Origin of the sequence: Chlorobium ferrooxidans DSM 13031 (genome assembly GCF_000168715.1) — a bacterium.
Classification (GTDB): Bacteria; Bacteroidota; Chlorobiia; order Chlorobiales; family Chlorobiaceae; genus Chlorobium; species Chlorobium ferrooxidans.
Map to the genome: position 1 here is coordinate 177,220 of NZ_AASE01000002.1, position 23,331 is coordinate 200,550.

Sequence of the window (23,331 nt, forward strand, 5' to 3'; positions counted from 1 at the left end):
TTGGGTATAAACCATGTAGAGGGAGATCTGACCGATACAAAAAGTAAAATTTCACCGGTCAGCGAAGCTCATTTTTTAATGTAAAGCCCTTGAAACCGGTTGCCGAAAGTAACGCCGAAAATCTTCAATCCTCCGGTTCGCAATGCGATATGTGCAATTATCCGCTTGATCCGGCCGCCTTCAATATAAGGCCAGCCTGATTCCGATACACGCCAAAACTGCTGTACAAGAGAGGGATCAATCCGTTTGAAAAATGCTGACTGCTGCTTTTCTCCTACCTGAAATAAATGGGTCGGAGGATGAGATGCACTGAATCTGCTGTGTAACGCCCTTTTGATGATGCCGATGCTCTTGGCGACCAAGTAAACCGGGCTTGGATTTATTTCCAGCGGACCTTCGACATAAAGCACCCCCCCATGCCTGAGATAACCCAATAACTCTCTGAGTGTGGCAGCCGGATCGGGCAGATGCTCAAGAACATCCCCCAGATGAAGAACATCAAAAGCCGGTTTTTCTGCTAAGCGGTTGAAACTCTCGACCGATATCGCCTTAAACCCGGTGTGCCTGGCTGCTGTTTCAGCTGCATCCGCATCGAATTCCACACCGAAAGGCACAAAACCGGCACTGCCCAGTGCCTTCAGAAAGCCGCCCGTACCGCATCCGTAATCCAGAACCAGCGATCCCGGATTCACAAATTTCGCAAGAAGATCCGCCGATTCTTTATAGGCGGAATTGGCTGCTTTTTCTTTTTTTTCGTAGTGAACATCATGATAATTGGCCTTTGCATACATAAGCGCAAAGGTACTTCCATCAGGAACAGGATCGACAAATATGCTCGAACACCTGCGGCACTCGCAGTAATGAAACGGAACTCCGTTGAAAACGGTGGAATAAGGAAATGAGAGCTTTCTGGCGGAATCACCGCAAATCGGACAGTTTCTTGTATGAGCGTGAATCAATCAAACCTCCTTTATGGAAAAGATAAGCAAGATACTCGTCAGAAATTTTTTGAACCGAAAAGTCCTTTGCTCGATTCATGAGCAGCTCTCTGTCATGACTTGCGCTCAGGCTCAAAGCCATTGCGGATGCAAGAGCTGCGGCATCACCAACCGGAACAAGCCGTCCGTAGCGCCCATCTTCAAGAATCTCGGAGGGACCGCTCGGACAGTCGGTGCTGACCACCGGAAGAGCGCATTCAAGTGCCTCTACTATCACATTTCCAAAACCCTCCCACTCAGAGGAAAGTACAAACAGATCTGCACTCCGGAAGAACGGGTAGGGATCCACAACAAATCCCGGCAAAGCCACGCGCTCAGTCAACCCGAGCTGAGTAACCAGCTCTTCAAGCTCGTTTCTTGATGAGCCCTCCCCTAAAATAACAAGCTTTGCATTCAATGATTTCGGCAGCAGGGAAAATGCCTTGATCAGAGTCCTGAAATCTTTCTGGACAGAGAGCCTGCCGACAGCCAGGAGATGGAATGTAAATCCCTTTCCCCACAACCGGTCGGATGTATCGGATGATTCGCGAACCGGAGATATGCCGGTTGCTGCAGGATTGTAGATAACCTTGACCCTCTTTTCGGAAAGGTTGCCCAGGCGGCATAAATCATCCTTCACACCCTGTGACACTGTGATCACGCCGCTGGCAAGAGGATAGGTAAAACGGATGAGGTTTTTCAGATAGCCCGGACGAACACGGTTCTGACCAAGATATGAATGGCTCAGATGCTCATGATCACTTAAAAAAAGAGAGCTCCTCCTTCCGGAAAGCAGCCATGAAACAACCACAGCCGATGTCAGGGGCCACATTGCGCAAAGAATAACATCCGGTCGTGTTTTGCCAAGGTAGCTGGCCAGTTTCGTTATTGCATCCCTGATACGCTCTGCAGCCAGATCGGTAACGGTTATTTCCGGCCTTAAGAGCTCGATGAGTTCACCGCTCCTGCTAAGCAGAATAAACTCCACGCAGTAACCCCGCTCAATCCAGTCATTGGCAAGATATACATGGAGACGTTCCGCACCTCCTCCCCCGAGATGGGGCAGGATGATCGAAATTGATCCTTTCGATTGAGCCGGAGTGCTGTCAGAAGGGTGTAACTGCACTTAGGGTAACTGTTGCAATCGAACGGTTTTTTTCGCAACTGTCGTGTCTGAACTCTCCTGCCTGTAGGTCACTGTTTCTATACTCTTTGTAAAATCGAACTGAGTTTTTCTGCAACCTCATCAGCATCTCCGGGGGAAAGTTCAGGATAGATTGGCAGACTCAATATTGCACCTGCAAAGTTTTCAGTTATCGGCAATCCGGCTGCGGGAAGGTGACAACAAACATCATAGCCGGCATGACTATGAGCCGGGACCGGATAATGAACTCCCGCTGCAATGCCCGCCTCAACGAGGCTTGCCAAAAGCAAATCACGCTGATTGACTTCAATGACATAGAGGTGGTAGACATGACTTGTCTCCGGCCTCACTTTCGGCAGCTTTACGTTTTGAGCGGAAAGTGCTTTGTCATATAATGCGGCCAGCTCCCGGCGCCGGCTGTTATCAGCATCAAGATATTTAAGCTTCACGTTAAGTATGGCCGCCTGCACTTCATCGAGCCTGGAATTGAGACCCGGCTCTTCGGTACGCCGCTTGTCATTCCAGCCGTACTGGCGCAGCTGACGCACTCTAAATGCAAGTGCAGCATTACCCGTTACCACCATGCCTCCGTCTCCGATTGCTCCCAGATTTTTAGTCGGATAGAAGCTGAAACAGGCTGCATCTCCCATACTGCCAACCCGGTTGCCTTTATAGACCGCACCGGTTGCCTGGGCACAGTCTTCAATAACCGCCAGCCGATGCTCTTTGGCTATCTCCAGAATGGAACCCATGTCGGCACACTGCCCGTAGAGATGTACCGGGATTACAACCTTTGTTCTCACAGTAACAGCCCGGCGCATGGATTCAGGATCCATGGTATAGTAGACAGGATCAATATCAACCAGTACCGGCGTGGCACCGGTGGCGATAATGGCGGCAACCGTCGCAAGTGCCGTATGCGATACCGTGATAACCTCATCACCCGGGCCCACATCCAGTGCCCGCAGTGCAAGTATCAGAGCATCGGTGCCCGAATTCACGCCAACAGCATGCGAAACTCCGCAGTATGCAGCAAAATCACGCTCCAGTCTGTCAACTTCCGGACCAAGCACATAGTGACCGCCATCAAGAACCCGCGTTACCGCATCGACAATCTCATCGCGGCGAGACTGGAATTGAGCCAGGGGATTTGCGCAGGGAATCATTCCAGAACCCTCACTTCGGGTACAAAGGTGATCCACTTGCCGCCATCAGCCGTGAACGCTCCCTCTTTCTCAAAAATCTCGACTGCGTGGTTCCATGCAAACAGCAGCGCATAGTCCGGCGGATTCTGTTTAAACTCCTCATAGGGTCTGACCGGGATGTGGACACCCGGTGAGTACTTGCCCTGTTTGATGGGGGTTGTATCCGAAATAAACTCGATATGTTCGGGCCGGATTCCGCAGTAGTTCAGAACCGTTGTGCTTTTCGACGTTGCCCCGTAGCCCACAACCCGCTTTCCCTCCTGGTGGAGGCGTTCGAGAAGGCCGAAAAGTGCAGTACGTGAAGCCTCACAGTTCCTGCGGAACTGTTCGTAGGTCTCTGCCTTGTGCAGCCCCTGAGCGCGCTCCTTTTCAAGCAGTGCAGCAACATTCGGAGAGATTGCATGACTGCCTTTGGGCGCAAAAACATAACGCATTGAGCCGCCATGGGTTACCTGGGGCAGGACGTCAATCAGTTCCAGACCGTGCTGACCGAATGCCCAGGAGACAGAGGTTGCTGAAAAGATATAGACATGCTCGTCATAAATCTGGTCATAGGAGGTCTTGGCAATCATATCCCCCAGATAGGGATCCTCAAACATCAAGACGCCATCCGGCTTCAAAAGTTTTGCCATTCCTGCTGCGACGTTGTTGATATCAGGAATGTGACACATCACATTGGCGCAAATGACCGCATCTGCATGTCCATATTCAGCGACAAGACGCTCGGCCAATTCGAGATTAAAGAATTCCGATATGGTCTGAATGCCTTGTGCACGAGCTACATCGGCCACATTCTCAGAAGGTTCGACGCCTAAATGGCGATAACCGGCCTCCTTGAAATTGCGAAGCATAATGCCGTCATTGCTGCCAAGTTCAACGACAAAAGGGTCCTTTCGACCGGCAAAAAAACGCTCCATCACAAAGTCAGCATAGGCTTTGAAATGGATCTGCATATGCTTTGAGAGACTGGAAAAAAAGGCATAGTTTTCATGGAACATGCGCTGGGCATCGGGCTGCTCGACCAGCTGAAAGGCACCGCAATGGTCACAGAATGCGACCTCCATCCTGAAAAAATACTCTTCGGCAAACTCTTCCTTCTTCAGAAAACCGTTGGCAATCGGCATGGGCCCGAAATCCATAAACGGCTCAATCTGATGATTACAAACACGACAATTAAACATAGGTGTTCAACTAATTGGTTGATAAAAAATGATACGAATGAGAGTGCTGCCCTTCAGACAAACCCGGATATATCAGAGAATTACCGTTTGTGCGTCAGGCCGGATTATGGTCATGCTTCTACTGATTAGCATTTCGCAGGAGTGAAATGGTCTCGCCTACACCCCGCCGCAAATCGCCGGCAAACACAAATCCCGTCGACAAAAACCGTTCACATGAAACTTCGTAGGAGAGCTGGTTCATAATCTGGTTGTCCACGAAGGAGACCTGCAAGTCCGGCACGAACTCACGAATCGTATCGACAATCTGGCGAACGGTTGCGTTATGCGTCAAAATATTGTAGATGCGTCCGTCAAAAAGGTCATTCCTGATGATATATGCAAGTGCCCGGGACGCATCAAAGAGATCAAGGTATGGCCGCTTCTGATCATAGGCCGTACTCCAGACTGTAATCGGCATTCCCATGACCGCCTGCCAGCAGAACTTGTTGACCGCTGTATGAAACCGCATGCCCGGCGATGCGCCGAAGATGGTGCCGAACCGGCAGGAGATTGATTTGAGACCTTTTCCGACGTGCAGATCTCTCACCATCTGCTCTTCTTTCAGTTTTGTCAGCGCATAGGGACTCTGTGGTTTCAGCTCCTCTTCAGAACAGTCCTCCGCAACCACCGCGTTCTGGGTACCATAAACGCTCGTTGAAGAGAGCGCTATCAAACGGGCACCGGTTTCCACACAGGCCGAGGCCACCTTGAGCGTTGCCTGATAGTTATTTGCCTCCAGCTGTGCAGCTTTGTCAAAACTTCCCGCGGCATCAGTAATAGCGGCCAGATGAATAACTGCCTGAGCACCCTCCAGAACCGGTCTGAGGTCAAGAGAGGTGACATCACCCTCAATAAAACGGTAAGTGCCTGTTGATGGAAGATTAAAAAGCGATGGAAAGCGCTGTGTCATCATATTGTCGATCATGACAATCTCGGCACCGGGAAATTGAAGAGCCAGATCACGGACGACATAAGAACCGATATGACCGATAGCGCCAGTAACTACTAATTTCATGAGCTTGTAAACGTTTAGTTTTCTTTATTTTCAGGATGAGCCCGTCTGAAAGCCAGATAATCCGAGTAGTCACGAATATAGTCTTCGACTTCATATGGGCGATCACACAGCACGGTCAGAGCCGAACCCGGTGTAGTGTATGTCTGGGTTGACCAGATCCCTGGCGGAACCAGCAAACCGATATTGGGATGATCAAGGGTAAAGCCTGCCGTTTCAGTGCCGTCATCACACAACACATCAACTACCCCCCGGGGGCAGGTTAAAAACTGGGCACATGCACGATGGGCATGCTGTCCGCGAATTGCGCCAACAGGGGCTCTGACCACAAAAACCCTGGCAATTGCAAACGGTACATTAATGAGACCTTCCATAACAACCAGATCACCATTATCTTCAAAATAGTGTGGAAGATTTATGATTTTTACTGCATCGAGGGAATAAAACATCCTGTTACGTCTATTTTCTTGTTTGGTGTTATAACCTGTTTTTTTCTTGTTGACACCCTGATACCAGCATTTTTACACCATCTTCAATGCTCACAAGAGGCTCCCAGCCTGCAGCCTTGGAGAACTTCTCATTCTGTGCAATGAAATTCCTGAATTCAATCGGGTCGGTTCCTGAAGGCCACATAATACTCTCAAGAGCAACCCGTTTTCCGGTGACTTGTTCAGCCTGATCAACAACCAGTTCAAATGCTCTCCTCAACGTTGTACCGACTCCGCTGCCGATATTGAATACCTCTCCCTGAATGCCCGAAACAGCACCGGCAAGCAAAATAGCACGAACCACATCATCAAGAAAAACATAATCGCGAATATAATTTCCGTCTCCGTAAAGGGATATGTTTTGACCCTGAAGCGCACGCAATGCAACCCTGTTCAAAATACCCCGGTCAGGTGATGAACTGACACTTGAACTCGGACCATAGACGTTTGCGAGTCTCAGGGATACCGAATCGAACAGACCAAGCCGTGTTGCCTGTGTTAATTGCTGCTCTGCAAACAGTTTGTGTATATCATATACGGTAACCGGATTCGGCGTCTGCGTTTCAGAAACAGGAAGACACGTCGTCAGACCATACAGCGTGACTGTAGAAGTAAAAATCACTCTTGGTTTGCGATCGAGTTCCCTTGCAGCTCTTATGAGATGGTTTATCGGAAGAAGTGTGGAGTTCAGACTTTCAGACGGATCCTTTGTGGCGGCATAAATACTGGTGTTTCCGCCAAGGTGATAGATGATGTCAGAGTCAGAAACAATTTTATGCCAGGTATCATAGGTGCAGATATCTCCTGTCAGTTGCCGTACATATTTTTTTTGCGGCAGCTCTCTGCGGCTGACAGTGAAAATGTTGTCTGAATATTTCGATAATTCTTCAACAAGGAGTGAACCTATATAGCCGCCGGCACCTGTAACAGCTATTTTTTTATTCCTTAACAGCTCTAGGACTTGCATACACTTTTTTTCTGTAACAGCAAATGTAAGGTTTGTTTGACTCTGTATTGCTCAGGGAAATTATCCATTGGCAGTGTATCATCGAAATGCAGCCTGCGGGAACCTGCATAACTTTTCATTTTCAACTTATAGCCAATTGAGTCCAATACTTCAATCAGCTCATCAAAATTGATAAACCAGTGAGGAATTTTACTGTCATAATAATTTTGCAGTGAAACAAAAGCAGGGTTGGAACCGGCAAATACATCAGATAACAAAATATATTCCGAATTATAAGCAGCTAAATCAGTCAACAAATTTGCCCAGTGCTCAATGTATTGCAATGAAGATGCCACATAGACAAGATTATACTGTTCTGATTGAGGCAGTGCGGACAGATACTTGACCTTTCCGGCATGCAATGCACTTGCAGACTCAATTATTTCAGGGACTTCCACAATTGTATAGTCTATTGAGTCCATATCATTTTCAACACTTTCCAGTAGTGTCATATATCCTATACCAAACCCGCCGCCAAAATCAAGAATTTTGATATTTTCATAATTGCTCAGCATCATTGCCACTGTAATAGGCAACAGGGTACTTCTTTGTTTATGAAACTGTGGAATCGGGATCCCCTCGCAAAGCGAATGACAGCATTCTTTTGCCGCAGTCAATGATCGCTGATGATAGACATCACCACCAAAACCGGACCCACATGCATTCTTTTCTGCATCCTGCCATGAATCATATATCCCTTCCCAAATATTAAACAGCTTTCGCTTATTTTCTGTCAAGGTCATATTTTCGCTCTTTATTGTTACCTCTGTATTTATTATAAAAACAAATCTTTCAGGCGCGGATAGGAAGCATCTCTCGGAGTGATTATTGGAGAGTTCATCGGCCATTTAATTCCAACATCGGGATCATTCCAGAACAAACCGCCTTCATCGCCTGCATCGTATTCACAAGTAACCTTGTAATGGAGATCCGCCCAGTCACTGAAAACATAAAAGCCATGGGCAAAACCGGGTGACATGTAAATCTGTCTTGGCCCGATGTCAGAAAGCTCTGCTCCGAACCACTGCCCGAATGTTGAAGATGCCGGCCGTATATCAACGCACACATCATAAATATGACCACGTAAAACCGTCAACAACTGTGCTTGCGGCCTTTTCACCTGAAAGTGCATGCCCCTGAGAACACCTTTGACTGATCGCGATTGATTGTCCTGCAGAAATTTATCCGCAATACCCGCCTTGCGATATCTTGTTTCCTGATAGGTTTCAAGAAAGAATCCACGGTCGTCAGTATAACATCGGGGCTCTATCACATACAATCCATCAAGAGGTGTTGTGGTTATCTTCATATGTTCAGCAAATCAGATTTTTCTTTAAATAAATCCTCAAACAACATTATCCCGCAATTTGGTTTTCTGCTTTTCATCAATATCCACAATTTCTCCGCAACTGGCACTGATCTCATTTATATACTTGAATAGATCCCTGTATTCACCATTCTGCAGAGAGGTAAAATCAGTCCTGTACTTATCAGCATTGCGGCTATTATAAGATCCGAAAACCAATTTAATAATGTTTCCTATCAGATCAGACTTATAAATATGCTTAAATATTTTCGAGGTTACAGTATACCCTTCGAAAGAGAGCGATTCTATATCTCTTTTAACAACAGAATCAGTATAATCTGTTCTGTCACAGGAATTTTTTATAATAGCTTTAAGTAATCTGACCACTTCGGAGCGATAGTAATCAGTTGCCATTATTTTTTTCATATAAAAGAGCGCCCGCTTTTTTATATATACATCAACTTTGTCATCATTGATTATCTCAACATATCTTGACATCATCACAACAACATGTGCATAATCAAGATTCTTTCGCGCTGCACTAATTGACTTTTTATGCGCAGTAAAAAAAGCACCGGGTATGGATAAATATGCAAAATGGTATCGAGCCATAGCCCGCAGTATATACCGCATATCATAAGCTATATCATATCTGTCGTCCATATCCAGATAAACATTTGCAACCTCTTTCCGGAATACCATTGCAGTCCAGTCATAAGGAATTTCACCTGCATGGAATGCATCAAATCTCATATTGTCGCGAAATAGTTTAAGACTATTATCGGATTTAGTATGATTAGCCAATTCCCTGTTCTCATCTATATATATCGTATTTGTAACGACAAACATAATATCAGGATTTTCATCAAGAACCTGTATTGCCTTTTCATAGAAATTCTCGGAAAGGAAATCGTCGTCGCTTAAAACAGAAAAATATGGGGTATTTATTGACTGGAAAGCATACCTGTAGTTAGCTATAAGTCCTAAATTTTTACTGTGGCAATGATATTTGATTCTCAGATCATTCTGTTGCAATTCAGAAACAACATTTTCTGTATGATCACCCGATGCATCATCAAAAACACAAATCTGCAAGTCACGGTATGTCTGACGCAGCACACTTGTTATGGCTCTCCGTAAATATTCCGGACGTTTATAGGTTGGAAGTAATGCCGTAATCTGAGGATTGACAGTCATATCACATTTATAGTTATCACTTTTCTAAAAAAGAGCTGAATCACATACCTCAAGTTGCATCCTGACCTCTCGGGCTTTGGTCATACACTCCTGACATAGCGGTTCACCCTTCTCAAGCCCCCGGTAACATACCCTTTTATCTGACCTTCAACTGTCCAGCCCAATACTTTTTTTAAATCTTTATCACCAAGCATCCATTTTTTACCAAGGATTTGTTCGCCATAGGAAACATCCTTACGCCCTTTGGCGGGATGGCCCGGAAATAACCATGGATATCTCCCCTTAACGTATGACTCTTTTTGTGACTCGATCAGATGATTATAATAACTCTCACTGTATTCATGAACATTTCCAGCAGCCGTTATCATATTATTGTCATACATATGATATGGCCCGCAAATTGAGACTGTACAGCCGCAATAGAGTGCATAGGCAATATGGCTTCCTATACAGTTACTTGTCACATAATCAGCGAACTCGAGCATTCTCCGCATTCTGGCCAGAGCATTCATATCATCCGGCCTTGCGCCTATAACCGGGATAAGATCTCTTTTTTTAATATCATCCTGTAAGTCCGGAGAGTTATCATACCAGTATATACTGACATAGACATCCGAAAAATCCCTCCTTACTGAATGCAAATAATCGAGATAGTCCAGATGTGATTTTTTCAGCTTCGCACTCTCCGTAGAGTGGGGCAAAAACGCAAGCAGGGTTTTATCTCTGCGGGCTATGCCCTGCTCGGGTACATAAATCAACGGCAACCCCCCAAGCACACAATTGGTGTACCCTTTTGAATCAACCACCTGCTTTTCATGTTCACTGGCAACCACAATGGAAAGTGATTTTCTCTGCCCCCGCCCGCCAACAAATATTTCTATATATGGATCATTCCATATCCAGCCATGCAGCCAGTTTGCAAAGCTTAATGGAGCAAAAGTAATTCCTGTTTTTTTGGCGATGACACCTGAAAATCCATATCGATCGCAAGCATTTCTGAGTTTTTGAATCCTGATTTCGGGCAATATATTATTCATACAGATATCCTGCTAAAACAACCCATAAAACAACATCCCGCAAACTTACGGTATATTGTTTTTATTAATGCAATTATCATTAAGTGCGAGGCCGTGCATTTGATTTTTGGGGTTGGCAAAATCAGGAAGTTCTGAATTTTGCATAATAAAGAATATCCGCCGCCTGCCCGTCAAAAATCTCCTGCGCTTTGCGTACAGCCTCAAAAGTCATACCTGACCGTTCCATCAGTTTGATCATTCCGTAGTTGAGTGCTGATGTGCCGGCAGTCAGCTTGCGAATCTCCTTTTGCGATAAAAGCCAGCCTGTAAAGGTATTCCAGGCATCCTGACCATAGCCCTTTCCCCAAACCGACCTGTCTCCGATCATTATGCCGACATCGACCGTTCCATGATGGCGGAAGCGGTATGCGGTCATGGTTCCGATTTGACGATTATCACTCAAAGCATGAATACTCATGAAAAGATTATCCGTGTCACTGAAAGTGGCAAGATAGCGCCGGGAGCTTTCAGCATCATGCCTGTGAAATCGCTGATTGCTGTAGCGAACCACTTCCGGATCGTTCAGCCATCCGATGTATACTTCATTGATGTCCGCCGGAGTGAAGAGCCTCAGCAGCACCTTCTCTCCACAGAGAACCGGACCCTCTTCTGTTACCATCTTTTCCATCAGCCTCCTTACCCCTTGAGCGAGTCAAGATTCTGCCATACTTTCCTTATCGCTGTGATGATCAAATCAACATCTTCACCGTCGAGATCATAGACACACATGCCGAAACCGAGATAGGCCTCGTCCTGCATTTTTTCCGCAACCGGACAGATCCCCTTGCGGTAATCCACATCCCTGTGACAAATTTCAGAGTTCCAGGGAAAACCTTTTGTTCCATATGCCATTTTCTGCTGGTAACAGGGCAGAAGATGAATATTCTGATAACGGTTGCTTAACGACAATCCTTCCGCCTGCAATGCGGCATGGATGCGTTCCCTGCTGACGCCTGTTTCTGATGCATCGACAGTCATCGGGTAGACATAATAGACATGCGTACGATCCGGCCTGACCACAGGAAGCTTCAGACCCGGCAGTCCGGCCAGACCCTCGTTCAGTCGATCAGCGGTTGCCTGGCGGGACTGTACAAACCGGCCAAGTTTTTTCAATTGCTCAATTCCAATAGCGCACTCAATCTCTCCAAGCCTGAAATTGTATCCAAGCATATTGGACAGATTGCTCACACCCTTGTCTTCCACAACAACTTCGGCATGGTTGCGAATCAACTGGAGACGTTCGGCAAGTTCGTCATCATCAGTAACAAGAACCCCTCCCTCACCGGTATGTATATGCTTGTGGTAATTGAGACTGTATCCTCCGACATGTGCAAGTGTTCCTGCGTATTTATCCCTGTAGAGCGCTCCGGGTGACTGCGCAGTATCGGAAATAACCTTGAGCCCGTGTCTGGCGGCAATGGTCATCAATTCATCCATGTCGGCTGATTGGCCGAAAATATCCGCCACTATAATCGCCCTGGTATAGGGGGTGATGTTCGCTTCAACAGATGCAGGATCCAGGTTGAAAGTTTCGGGATCAATATCTGCAAAGACCGGAATGGCATTCCAATGCAGTATAGCTGTTGCTGTTGCACTCATGGTCCATGGCGTAACAATAACCTCATCACCCGGCTCAATGCCAATCGCACCTACCGCAGCAACAAGACCGGATGTCCATGAGTTGACTGTAATGGCATGCTTTACTCCGAAGTAGTCAGCACAGTTTCTTTCAAATTCCCGAACCTTCGGACCTCCGTAAAAATCCTCATGCCATACTCCCAGAAACTGTGATAACACACCACTCTCTATGACCTCTTTGGCGGCATGAACCTCTTCCGTTCCGATCGAATTATATCGCCTGAATGGCCTGTTGACCGTTTTCGGCCCACCGTGTAATGCTAACTTTTCTATGGTCATTATCCTCTCTGATTAATTATTTGCTGCATAGCCTCAAGAGTCGCAAGAGCCTGGTTGCCCGTGCACAAGGTGTACCTGCGTCCGGCAAGAAAATCTGCCACCTGGTCCGCCACATACCATTGATTGCGGTTCATTCCGGTTACAATCTCTTCGGCGGCCGGCTGCAGCACCCTGTAGCCTGAAATGGTTGGATGGGGAGTCGTTGACTGCCAGGTAATGGAAGCGCCCCCCTGCTCATAGCGCAGTCGACCGGAGGGACAAAGCAGTTCTATGGTATGATGGGAAAATGCCTCCTCCCATGCTGATATAAAAACAACTTTGCCGTTCTCGAACTCAACATGCACATCAGGCTCAGGATCTGTATTATCCCAGAGGCGACCCCGGTCGAGAAGCCCGGCTCTCACGAAACTTCCGAGCCAGAACTCCAGCAGATTGAAAAAATGTGACCCGTTATGCAAAAAACCTTTTGAATACCAGGCAACCCCCTTTATGGGTGCCGATAGTAAACCCTCGTCGATACGCCTTTTCACCTCCAATGCACCGATATCAACCCTTCGCATATAATTGACAAAAAGTTTCACGCCGGCAGATTGACAGGCTTCAACCATCTCCCGGGCTTCAAGCGGATTATAGGCTAAGGGCTTTTCACAGAGAATGACCTTTGGTTTTGAATGCGACAATATCGTATGGACAGCCTCCCGGTGCAGTGCTGTCGGCGTTGCGATGACCACGACAGCCGGTTTTTCAGCCCTCAGTGCGCTTTCTGTATCGGCATAGGCCGGTTTGTTGTAATGACTTTCAAAAAGCCTGCGTTGAGCCGACGACGGGTCAACTGCACCTGAGAGTTCAAAGGCTTCGTGAAGTGAAAATGCCCTGGCATGGCTGAAGACAAACTTTGCCGGATCAAGCAGAAGATCATAGCCCATGCCTATCTGACCAAGGCCAATGATGAGACTCTTTTCAGCCATCCGCACTATTCCGGTAATCAGTAACTAAAATCGGCATATGCTCTATTTCAGAAAATGGAAGAACGCATGGCCTGCCGCCAGAAGGTATTGAACTTATCACCCTTTTTTTTGCCAGCAGAGCTACTACCAGTGCCATTGATGCACAACCGACCACAACATCTGCTTCTGCAATTTCTTCGAAGAGTGTTTTGCCGCTGCTAACCCTGATGTTCAAGGGCGAGCTGTTCTTTATCTGATCGTATTTGCCTTTTGCTTCTGTGGGATGAAGCCTGAGATTGATGACCGGTTCCGGAGAGCCGAGTACCTGAATATTTTCCAGAAAAAACAGCAAGGCATCTTCTTCGGTATATCCAAAAAAGCGTTCATCACCATACTTGTAGAGCGCAAACTCACGTACCGGCTCGCAAACATAAAGCACAGTAAATGAAGCAGCATCTTGTTTTATCTGGGAAATGCTTTCAAACTCAAGTTTTATATCCTCAAAATAGGGATTGGTCTGCAGGTTAATCGGGAGATCAGGAAAATGAGTTTGTGCTATTTTTTGAGCATGCTCATCCCCAACCCATATTTCATCGGGAAGAACCATATCTCCCTGCTCCAGAAACCTCTCGGAGTAATTGACCCAGTGGTCCAGAAAGGCAACACTGTGCTTGCCTGCTGATTTTGCCTGCATTATGGCTTGTCGTTCAAGGCTGGATTGCCAGCTTGTCCCGCATAGTACCCAGTCGCTTTCTTCGATTGCTTCAGTGAGGGAGACGACAGAACAATTGCCGAGCTTGCGCTGAAAAACGCCTGCCGCCGGGCCATCAAGAGCCAAAGAATAAGGGCCATCGTATCTGCGCAGCCAGCTACTGAGAATCTCTGCACCGCCGGCATCGTGACTGACGACAGCTATCCGCCCTTCAGTCATGTATTCCCCTTGCGCCTGACTTCATGATTAATAGCCACCCACTCCGGTTTTTCTTTGAGAAGTTGAAGAACATCGCTGCAGCTGAATAATGGATTCTCATCGCCAAAGTGCTCAATAATACGTTTCAGAAGCTCATAATCTCTTTTTTCATCGAGCGTCAGCCCTAAACCCGGCCAGTAATGAGTGCGGAAAGGAACCAGATATATTGGCGGAAAGAGCTCCGGGTTACGTAAAATATGCATCGTAACATGCTCCCTGTCAAGAGGCTCATCGGTCATGCTTTCCGACTTCGCAAGCACTTCAGTGGAGAAGACCTGTGCGCCCATACCATCGGGCATGCCAAAGTTACCGATATTGACATACTGAGCCCGGCTGTTGGCATAGTATGTTTTTATAACCTGTTCCACCAGCATGGGATCAATTATCGGACAATCGCCTGTAACTTCACAGATAACCTGGGCATTGTAAGCCCGGGCCGACTGCAGCACGCGTCCCATAACATCTTCTTCACTTCCACGAAATACACCTGTATTTTCCCTGATTGCCAGCTGCTCAAGTACGTCATCGTCAGCGTTGGTTGTAGTGGCAATAACAATTTCATCAATATCCGGCACAGCTTTTAGCCGGGCAATCAAATGACTGAGCATCGGCTTTCCATCTGCAGGCAGCAAATGCTTGCCCGGTAATCGGGATGAAGTCATACGTGCCTCAACAATTGCCACCACTTTTTCATTTTCTCGTTGCTTCATAGAGGGAAACAGTAATTATAAGAGGGGAAATTACAGAAAACAGCGTCAGTTAAACTTCTTTAACTTTATGACCTTACACCACGGCATTGGATATGGCCGTTACGGCATTCAGTCCAGCCAATCCTGATCACGTTTCAAGCCCATTACACCGGCAAGAAGGTTACCCTTGATTGAATTTTTTACACTTTCCATCGCACGTGAATCCGTTTCACTCAACCGGGACTTGATTCGTCCCTTACCGTCGGCAATGCCGATTACCTCTGACGGGTTTTTTATAGAGTTGACTACAACCTCACCATCGGAACCCCAGACGCCTCCGGCAACAACAGGTACTGAATTGATAGCAGCTCTTCCTGTTATGTTATCCACAAGGTTCTGGGCATCAAGCAGGCCGACCACCTCTCCGACTATTGCTGCACGGCCATCCAGACGAATAACCTCAACGCCATTCCGAAGCAGATCTCTGGCGATTTGTCCGGTAACAGCCCCCGAGACCAGATCATAGACCAGGGTGATGTTTTCAGAAAACAGCTGATTATTATTTTCAGTCTTTCCTGCCACGACGATAATAGATGCCTGTTCAGAGTCAACAATTGAAATGCCCCAGTAGGGAAAGAGCGCGCTCAACATTTTTGTACGGTCATCTTCACCGTAAAGTGCGATGCAATTTCCTCCCCGTTTTCCTGCTTCAATGGCAACAATATGACAGGCGCTTATCAATCCGGCTATTTCGTCTCCGTAGGGAAGCATCCGTGATTGCCATTCACGGGATTCCAGACGGGTGACACATATGTTCCAGCTGTCAAAACGTGGCGTCTTGTCAAGGAATATGACATCAACCCTGCCGTCAATCTCAGAAACGACCCGCTCAAGGTCTGCTGCATCAGAAACCTCTATGGCGCCAACCACAGCATAATTCAGTAATCTGATCTCCTGAAGCTTGATTTCGTTGTGATCATCTTCAATCCATGGACCTGCTATCACAATCACTGAAGGTCGATCCATCCTTAATGACTGGCTCCTGGTCTCGTTGGCATATCGCCCGATATCAAACGAGGGAGTTTCTGACCATTTAATGGTCCCGGTATAATCACCGGCCTCATCACCGGGACCAACTTTCCTTGACAGCGACTGCTCTTTGGCATACGCTGCGGCCGAGAGGGCATCCGCTTCAGAAATATGACGTTTTGCATCATGGCCTAAAACCAGAACAACATCCCTGAGACTGATCTGATACTGCAATGCTGCCTTTTCAAGCAGAGGTAAAAATCCGCTGTGTATCTGGGCAAAGCCGAGCGCCTGTTCCAATGAGCTGTGCCGCCAGCGCTGTTCAAGAAAAGGACGAATCGTTTTTTCAGCTAAATCACCGGCATTCCATGCATTGACTCCTGTTTCATACCCGGCCCGGCAAAGCACCATCGCCAAGACCTCGGTTGCTGCATTGCCGATGCTTCTTCCGATTCCGAGCAAAGAGCCGTCTACAATATCACAACCTGCTCCTACTGCAGAAAGAGAGCATGCTGTACTGAGGGAGAGGTTGTCGTGACCATGAAACCCGATTCGTGCCGAAACACCTGCAAGAGTGAATTCTTTCCTTATTTCCGAAACATATTCTGCAACTTCAGAGGGCAGCATACCTCCTGCTGAATCAACCACGTATACTCCATCAGCCCCTGCCTCAACAAAACGGAGCGAGCCTTCCCTGCTCTCTTTTAAGGAATAGGCATAGATTTTCATGATGTTTGCCCAAACCTCAAGACCGAGACGTTTTGCCTCCCGTATGGCATGACAGGCCTGATCTATGGCGTCAAGTGATACACCCACACGAACAAACGCCCCACCCTCATCGGCCAGCAGTTTGAGATCGGAGAGCTCCCCGATTCCCGGTATATAGAAAAAACCGAACCTGGCCCTGCGTATTGCATTGGAACATGCACGCATGTAAACTAAATCCGTCACGGCCTGGGCTCCTTTTCCGGCACGATCGGCGCCAAGTCCCAGGCCATGACCCACTTCGATATAATTGATCCCCGAGAGTTCAAGCCCATGGGCAATCAGTGCGGTTTCATCAGCCGTAAATTGATACCCGATCGTATAACTGCCGTCTCTGAGGGTCGTATCGAGAATATCGACATGATGTAAAGTACTATCCATATCCAGCCTTATCCAGTTTACTGATGAATACAGATGCTGACTTCTTTACCCGATCCATACTTGTCCTGTCATCAACCCACAGCTGAAATATCTCCTGAGACAGCGACTCTGTAAAGCCCAGCTGCGCCGTTGAAGAACCGTCACGCGCCATCATCCAGTGGGACGGGATATACCAGTTGCTGATATCTATGCTTTCGAGCCTTACAGCATCACTCAATGCCTTTTGCTCCGCCCAGTCAATACCCGGAAGACGAAATACAGCCCGCCATGGCACTGAACCCGCCGTCATGCGAAGAGGAACCAGTGCGGTATCTGAAAGCAAATCCATATACTCCAGACTCTTCTCATTTCTCTGCTCTGCAGCGGATTCAAGACGGGTCAGCTGTGCCGAAATTTCTTCTGCAGCAGCCGGATTCCATCTGCTCAGAACAAGTGGCTTATAGATGCTCATAAGCCCTCCGAAAGCTTCCCTCGCCCCTTCGGGTTTGATTCCAAGCTGATTGCGTGCAGCATAGAACATTTCCAGAAACTTCGCGGCAACAGAAGCGGAATCCGATGTGAAACCTGAATAGGTATCGGTGAATTTCCTGATTTGATCTGCAAGAGAACCATCATCTGTCAAAACCATGCCCCCATGTTTGACATCAATGATCTTTGTGTGCCCGAATGAAATAAGGGAAGCATCACCAAAACTGCCGCAGGGCTTGTTCTGCAGCGTTCCTCCGAACGATTGCGCTGCATCTTCGATGAAATAAATCCCTTTTTTGCGGCAGAGATCGGCAACAGAGGCCGCGTTTCCGACATTGCCGAACAGATGAACAAATAAAACCGCATCTACACCGGCATCGAAAACGCGCTGCCATTCCGAATCGGAAACATTGCCTGTCTCCACATCTATATCACAGAAAACAGGTTCCCATCCTGCATGCAGTACTGCAGCAAGCGGACTCTGGCAGAGAAAAGATGGCAGAGCTATTTTTTGTGGTGCGTTAGCTATCTTCCAGAGTGAGAGAAGGGCAAAGAGGCCAAAAGCAGCTCGCCCCAGGGCAACCGCTTCACCCCTTGAGGTTAACTCTGCAACCTGATGTTCAAGCTGTACTGTTTCAGTTTTCACTATGGCCGGTAATGCACTCTGATAACAGCACAAACTTCAGCTCACCAAAAGCGGCAGTCAGGTTCAGAATATTTTTTTCCAGTGAAGTTGCGCTGTGTGATATCAGGGGATGTTGATGAATACTTGTCAATAACTCATGGGGGTGAACAACGGCAATAACCCTGTCGGGTGTTGCCATGCTCTTCAGTGCTGACTCTATCAGCTCCGGACGAAACGCCAGGTTGCAGTATCTGTTTACCGGATTCAGATCAATAGGGGCTGTGATGGGAAGCATGGTAAAGGGAACTTCAAGAAAACGATACTTTGCTTCACCGTTTTCAGCCGGTCTCCGGTAATCGACCGTGGAGGGATGATAGGGCATTGAGGGCGTTCCTGTCCAGTCAAACTGGAACCCGCTGTCGAACCGCTTCCTGCCGGCCAGCGCACTTGAATCACATGCTATCCCCAATTCATTGATGGCGTTTGCCAGAGAATTGTTCATAACCGCTTCGCCCATTCTCGACACTGCCGGCAGAGATCCGAAATAGCTCTCCCAGGCTCTCACCGCCCGTTCCACCTGTTCAATCTGGCGGTCGCTGCCGGTCTCGGATACCCACTGACCCTCTTGCAGCCGGTAAAGATGGGGATGAACACCAAACTCATCTCCCAGTGCGGACCTGCGTACGATAAAACCCTCCAGCGACTGCAGAAGGCCTGAAACAGCACCGGTTACTGCCTCTACTGAATCATCACACCGTATAAACCAGGTAACCGGAATCCTCACCCCGAGACCGGATTCCATCCTTTCAAGCAGCAGCTCAAGATTCCGGACTGCATCAACAATCTTCTGCAGTTCGAATGAACCCTGTTCGCCGGGCAATCCAAACCACTCTCCTTCAACATCAACGGTTAGAGCTAATGATGTGGCGGATTTGAGGCTCATTTCGGAGCCCATCCTTCAAAGTCCGGATAGAGGTAGAGGCAAAACTCAAACAGCGGATAATCGTGTCGTAACGTAACCCGACGGGTCAGCTGTTTTGCAAAGGAAAAAAGCTTTTCCGGTTGATAGTAGTAGAGATGTTCCTGCTGAAAATCAACATAACTTGTCAGCAGGTCAACGGCAACTCCGGATCGGGCAATATTGAACATTACCCTGAGCATATCCTGAACAAGAGCCTCATTCTTCTCTTTTTCCAGGCGCAGGTTGAACACCTGCGAGCAGACTACGTAGTCATAACTTTTTGCCGGGAAGGGTTCATCCTGCAAATCCAGGGTGCGTAGGTCAAGAGCCGGATAGGCAATTCGGGCCTCGTCAATAAGCTCGGGAACAATATCGACACCTGTATAGTGAACATTGATCCCCTTACCGATCAGGTGTGCATAAAAGTCAGCCAGGCCGCAACCAACATCCAGAACACTCGATCCCTCACTGATACCAATCTCAGCCAGAATATCAAAGCGCACTGTTCGTCTTGACTCAATCCCGGAAGCCAGAGCCTTGATACCCGGGCCATACTTGATCAATCTCTCTTTATAGCGCTCCTGAATCAGTATTTTGTCCTGTTCATCCATGTGTACTATTCCATTTCGAGTTTAATAAACGATAAGGCAAGTTCCGCCCGGCTTTCGGCTTCATGCCGATTTTCACCAAAAACAATCAGATGACCCGCCCTGTCTGCCCCGCATCTGAGTTCACCCATAACGCTGCCGGGTTTGACATATACCTCGGCGTCCTGCACCCCGGCCACCAGCCTTGCCTGATCAAGGCCTTTGACCGCTTTCAGCCTGCCTGCAACCGGGCTTATAAAAATGATTACCGCCCCCCTGAGATGCGGTAACGGAATAATGTCTGCCGGCTCTCCAAGCGCTAATCGCAATTGTGTGCCAACCGTATCAATGCCTGTTACATGAGGAAGAATATCGGTAAAAACACGAAAGCCCGCCCCGCGCGCCGCAAGTTCCACAACAACAGGACCCCGTTCAGCTCTTAACAACTCCATATGCACCGGACAGTTATTCAGACCGCATGCCGAGACTGCCTTAGCTGCTGCTGAATGAATTGCCCTCTGCTCCTCTGTTGAGAGGGAATCCGGAAAATGCACTGCCATATCCAGCAGATAGGGCGGATTTGTACGACTCTTTTCTGAAATGCAGATCCCGGAGAATTTTCCGTTTACAACAAAACCCTCTACACTTACCTCCAGCCCTTCGACATATTCCTCGACAAGACCAATCTTTGAACGGGAGGCGTCAAGCGCTTCGGTTGCCGCCTGCATGACCTCTTCTGCAGATCTGACAAAACGCACACCTCTGCTGCCAGCCGAATCTATGGGTTTGATCACGACAGGAAAGCCAATCTCTGCCGCATGACGGGCAGCTTCGTCGGGAAACCTGAACGGCATGAATGCAGGCACCGAAAGGCCTGCTTCCTTCATTCTCTGGCGCTGCAGCCATTTATTTACCGATACATCAGCAGCTTCGACAGAGATAGAGGAGAAACCACATGAAACGCACGCCCTGGCCACAGCCGGAACCGGCACATCGGTTGCAACCGCAACAATAGCATTAACACTGAACCGTCCGGCGCAGGCTAAGATAAATTCAGAATCCCGGATATCACCGACTGCAAATCCTTCTGCATGCTCAAAGCCGACGGCGCAAGGATCTGCATCAACAGCATAGGGGATATAGCCAAGTGTTCGGGCATGCTTAATAGCAGGCATCTGGGAGGGCCCTGCCCCGACAAAAAGCACCTTAGAGTGTAACGCCATAATAACAGGTCCTCATGCTCAATTTAACTGCTGCTCAATTATATCACATATTCTCTCTGCACCTCGTCCGTCAATACATCCCCGGGCAGAAACGGAGAGTTTCCGGCGATTTTCAATCCGGTTCACAAACTCCCAGTCGGCGTCACCGGATATCAAACAGGCATGACGGTCAGCCAGGGAACGGGCATGCCGCAATTCCGCATCATTCTGAGCAATAACAATTGCAGGCACTCCGACACAGAGTGCCTCAAGCAGTGTCCCGCCGCCGCCGCAAAAGAGCAGGTCTGCATCTTCGAAGAGTTCTCCCATGCGCTCCGGCGATTTATGCTCCCTGATAACACACCTGTTCTGCAAGCCGGCCGCTGACGGCTCAATCTTTGAAGTAAATAACGGACCAATAATCAGATCAACAACAAATTCACCCGGCCACTGAAGAATCATCTCAAAAGCACGGTGCGAATTGCCTGACGGATCAGCGCCGCCGAATGCTATCAATATGTTTTTTACGGTCGCACGCTCACCTCTTGCTGTCCGGCGTGCACGCGCTTCAATAAACTCGTTACGAATAATGGCATACTGAGGACCCTCACAATACGTTTTGCACTCCCGTGAAGGCTGTTCCCCTGAAATAGATGCGGGATGGTGATCAATCAGATTTATGACGGCAGCAGGCATTGGGGGCTCGGAGATGAAATAATCAAGCACGACAGTCGGGACACCGATACCGGCACACCTTTCCAATACGCTCGGGCTCACAAAAGAGCCGTCCATCAAAATTACGGAAGGCCGATCATTCGACAGGGATTCAATTGCCTGCCGGATGTCCTGCGCAATTCGGACTGGCCATTCAAAATTTTCGCGTTTTGCCCGCTCTTCAGCAAACGAAACGGCTTTCCGGTCGCCAAGAGTAATTCCCGAAATACGGTAACCTCTTGAGCACATGATCCGGGCAAGTACCTGACTGCGCACAATATGGCCCATACCAATCAACGATGAAGCTTCATTGAGAAAAAGCACCTTATGATTCGAATGGCTGGAGACCATCATCAAAATTTGCAAAAGTGACCCATTCGCTATTGAAGCATCTCTAATTGAAGACGGTCGCCAGCCTGCATGTCACACTTTGCCTGCCGGCCGATAATCTCTTTATAAAATCTGGGATGGAGTCCGAACGCCGGGCGAACGGTTTTGACATTTGAATCAGTGATAAGGTCACCCGCCTTGATTGCCTCCGCCACATAGAGAGAGCGACGGCTGTTCAGACTTGAAAGGGCACTCCGGGCAATCTCATAACTGACTTCACCCATCGCTTTTTCAGCCAGACGGATATCCTTCACAAGGCTCGCAAACTCTGATTCATCTGCCGAGAAAAATGAATCTACCGTCTCTTTGGCTTTGTCGATGGTAAAATGCTTTTCAATAAAACTCGCGCCCATTGAAACCGCCACGATCGAAGAGATCGCTCCCGTTGTGTGATCAGAGAGCCCTGCAAGCACACCGAAACGGCTGATCATATCCGATATTGTTCGGAGATTGGCTTCCTCGATCGGGGCCGGATATGCGGTTGTGCATTTGAGCAGAATAATTTCACCTGATCCCGCTGCACGGAGGGTGGCTAAAGCCAGCTCGATATCTTCGAGTGCAGCAAGACCAGTCGAAAGGATAACCGGTTTTCCGGTTCTTGCAACCTTGTCGAGCAAGGGAATATGCGTAATTTCGGGAGAGGCAATCTTGTAGGCAGATGCACCAAGCTGCTCCAGCAGCTCTACGGCAGATTCATCAAACGGACTGGAAAATATCTCCAGATCGAGACTTCTTGCTTCCCTGAAGATGCTTTCATGCCAATCCCAGGGGGTATAGGCTTTGTTGTACAAACTCCACAGGGTCGAATGATCGGCCCATGGTGTTCCGGAGGGAATGCAGAAATCCTGGCGATCACTGTTCAGGGTAATCGTGTCTGCTGTATAGGTCTGTAACTTGATCGCATCAGCACCGCTGCGCTTGGCTGCATGAACTATTTCCAGTGCATACTCAAGGCTTCCGCCATGATTACCGGACATCTCGGCAACGATAAAGGCCGGATGACCCGGCCCGAGAGTGTGCCTGCCGATATGAATATATTTTGCTGGATTCTCCAT

General features: G+C 48.1%; 23 protein-coding genes. All 23 read right to left on the reverse strand.

Annotated features, from left to right (window positions below; translation table 11 throughout):
- Positions 1–68: 68 nt before the first annotated feature.
- The 23 genes from CFERDRAFT_RS11620 to pseI all read right to left on the reverse strand — a co-directional run bounded on the left by CFERDRAFT_RS11620 (position 69) and on the right by pseI (position 23,331).
- A complete protein-coding gene (locus tag CFERDRAFT_RS11620) occupies positions 69–959 on the reverse strand; it encodes a class I SAM-dependent methyltransferase (protein ID WP_006365583.1) in 891 nt (296 codons plus the stop codon).
- Positions 919–2,103: a glycosyltransferase gene (locus CFERDRAFT_RS02295; RefSeq protein ID WP_006365584.1), complete on the reverse strand. Its 1,185-nt coding sequence runs from the start codon at positions 2,101–2,103 to the stop codon at positions 919–921. The genes CFERDRAFT_RS11620 and CFERDRAFT_RS02295 overlap by 41 nt, the downstream gene beginning before the upstream one ends.
- 77 nt (positions 2,104–2,180) lie before the next feature.
- Entirely contained in the window at positions 2,181–3,287 is a 1,107-nt protein-coding gene (locus tag CFERDRAFT_RS02300) for a DegT/DnrJ/EryC1/StrS family aminotransferase (protein ID WP_006365585.1), read from the reverse strand.
- Positions 3,284–4,507: a class I SAM-dependent methyltransferase gene (locus tag CFERDRAFT_RS02305; RefSeq protein ID WP_006365586.1), complete on the reverse strand. Its 1,224-nt coding sequence runs from the start codon at positions 4,505–4,507 to the stop codon at positions 3,284–3,286. The genes CFERDRAFT_RS02300 and CFERDRAFT_RS02305 overlap by 4 nt, the downstream gene beginning before the upstream one ends.
- Before the next feature lie 118 nt (positions 4,508–4,625).
- Positions 4,626–5,561: an SDR family oxidoreductase gene (locus tag CFERDRAFT_RS02310; protein WP_006365587.1), complete on the reverse strand. Its 936-nt coding sequence runs from the start codon at positions 5,559–5,561 to the stop codon at positions 4,626–4,628.
- 14 nt (positions 5,562–5,575) lie between these two features.
- A complete protein-coding gene (locus CFERDRAFT_RS02315; RefSeq protein WP_006365588.1) occupies positions 5,576–6,007 on the reverse strand; it encodes a sugar 3,4-ketoisomerase in 432 nt (143 codons plus the stop codon).
- A gap of 28 nt (positions 6,008–6,035) precedes the next feature.
- Positions 6,036–7,013, reverse strand: coding sequence for an NAD-dependent epimerase/dehydratase family protein (locus CFERDRAFT_RS02320; RefSeq protein ID WP_006365589.1), 978 nt, complete (start codon positions 7,011–7,013; stop codon positions 6,036–6,038).
- Complete coding sequence (locus CFERDRAFT_RS02325; protein WP_040432923.1) at positions 7,001–7,795, reverse strand: TIGR04325 family methyltransferase; 795 nt, start codon at positions 7,793–7,795, stop codon at positions 7,001–7,003. Before CFERDRAFT_RS02325 ends, CFERDRAFT_RS02320 begins: the two co-directional genes overlap by 13 nt.
- 32 nt (positions 7,796–7,827) lie before the next feature.
- The gene (gene rfbC, locus CFERDRAFT_RS02330; protein WP_006365591.1) at positions 7,828–8,361 is read right to left on the reverse strand and encodes a dTDP-4-dehydrorhamnose 3,5-epimerase; all 534 of its coding nucleotides are present in this window, start codon (positions 8,359–8,361) and stop codon (positions 7,828–7,830) included.
- 36 nt (positions 8,362–8,397) lie between these two features.
- Positions 8,398–9,555, reverse strand: a complete 1,158-nt coding sequence (locus CFERDRAFT_RS11625; protein WP_006365592.1) for a glycosyltransferase family 2 protein — start codon at positions 9,553–9,555, stop codon at positions 8,398–8,400.
- Positions 9,556–9,635: 80 nt separating this feature from the next.
- Complete coding sequence (locus tag CFERDRAFT_RS02340; RefSeq protein ID WP_156777963.1) at positions 9,636–10,580, reverse strand: hypothetical protein; 945 nt, start codon at positions 10,578–10,580, stop codon at positions 9,636–9,638.
- A 133-nt stretch (positions 10,581–10,713) separates the two neighbouring features.
- Positions 10,714–11,259 carry a GNAT family N-acetyltransferase gene (locus tag CFERDRAFT_RS02345; protein ID WP_006365594.1) on the reverse strand — a complete coding sequence of 182 codons (546 nt, stop codon included), beginning with the start codon at positions 11,257–11,259 and terminating at the stop codon, positions 10,714–10,716.
- An 8-nt stretch (positions 11,260–11,267) separates the two neighbouring features.
- The gene (locus tag CFERDRAFT_RS02350; protein WP_006365595.1) at positions 11,268–12,548 is read right to left on the reverse strand and encodes a DegT/DnrJ/EryC1/StrS family aminotransferase; all 1,281 of its coding nucleotides are present in this window, start codon (positions 12,546–12,548) and stop codon (positions 11,268–11,270) included.
- Entirely contained in the window at positions 12,548–13,516 is a 969-nt protein-coding gene (locus tag CFERDRAFT_RS02355) for a Gfo/Idh/MocA family protein (RefSeq protein WP_006365596.1), read from the reverse strand. The genes CFERDRAFT_RS02350 and CFERDRAFT_RS02355 overlap by 1 nt, the downstream gene beginning before the upstream one ends.
- Positions 13,509–14,426 carry a hypothetical protein gene (locus CFERDRAFT_RS02360; protein WP_006365597.1) on the reverse strand — a complete coding sequence of 306 codons (918 nt, stop codon included), beginning with the start codon at positions 14,424–14,426 and terminating at the stop codon, positions 13,509–13,511. The genes CFERDRAFT_RS02355 and CFERDRAFT_RS02360 overlap by 8 nt, the downstream gene beginning before the upstream one ends.
- On the reverse strand, positions 14,423–15,175 hold the full coding sequence (locus tag CFERDRAFT_RS02365) for a cytidylyltransferase domain-containing protein (protein WP_040432924.1): 753 nt from the start codon (positions 15,173–15,175) through the stop codon (positions 14,423–14,425). Before CFERDRAFT_RS02365 ends, CFERDRAFT_RS02360 begins: the two co-directional genes overlap by 4 nt.
- 108 nt (positions 15,176–15,283) lie before the next feature.
- On the reverse strand, positions 15,284–17,329 hold the full coding sequence (locus CFERDRAFT_RS11630; protein ID WP_006365599.1) for a 4-hydroxy-2-oxovalerate aldolase: 2,046 nt from the start codon (positions 17,327–17,329) through the stop codon (positions 15,284–15,286).
- Positions 17,322–18,443 (reverse strand): DegT/DnrJ/EryC1/StrS family aminotransferase, encoded by a 1,122-nt coding sequence (locus CFERDRAFT_RS11635; RefSeq protein WP_050770611.1) that lies wholly within the window; start codon positions 18,441–18,443, stop codon positions 17,322–17,324. The genes CFERDRAFT_RS11630 and CFERDRAFT_RS11635 overlap by 8 nt, the downstream gene beginning before the upstream one ends.
- The gene (locus CFERDRAFT_RS02380) at positions 18,433–19,365 is read right to left on the reverse strand and encodes a polysaccharide deacetylase family protein (protein WP_006365601.1); all 933 of its coding nucleotides are present in this window, start codon (positions 19,363–19,365) and stop codon (positions 18,433–18,435) included. The genes CFERDRAFT_RS11635 and CFERDRAFT_RS02380 overlap by 11 nt, the downstream gene beginning before the upstream one ends.
- A complete protein-coding gene (locus tag CFERDRAFT_RS11640; protein WP_006365602.1) occupies positions 19,362–19,994 on the reverse strand; it encodes a class I SAM-dependent methyltransferase in 633 nt (210 codons plus the stop codon). Before CFERDRAFT_RS11640 ends, CFERDRAFT_RS02380 begins: the two co-directional genes overlap by 4 nt.
- A 5-nt stretch (positions 19,995–19,999) precedes the next feature.
- Complete coding sequence (locus CFERDRAFT_RS02390; protein WP_006365603.1) at positions 20,000–21,193, reverse strand: ATP-grasp domain-containing protein; 1,194 nt, start codon at positions 21,191–21,193, stop codon at positions 20,000–20,002.
- 18 nt (positions 21,194–21,211) lie between these two features.
- The gene (locus CFERDRAFT_RS02395; RefSeq protein ID WP_156777964.1) at positions 21,212–22,252 is read right to left on the reverse strand and encodes a hypothetical protein; all 1,041 of its coding nucleotides are present in this window, start codon (positions 22,250–22,252) and stop codon (positions 21,212–21,214) included.
- Positions 22,253–22,266: 14 nt separating this feature from the next.
- Positions 22,267–23,331: a pseudaminic acid synthase gene (pseI, locus tag CFERDRAFT_RS02400; RefSeq protein WP_006365605.1), complete on the reverse strand. Its 1,065-nt coding sequence runs from the start codon at positions 23,329–23,331 to the stop codon at positions 22,267–22,269.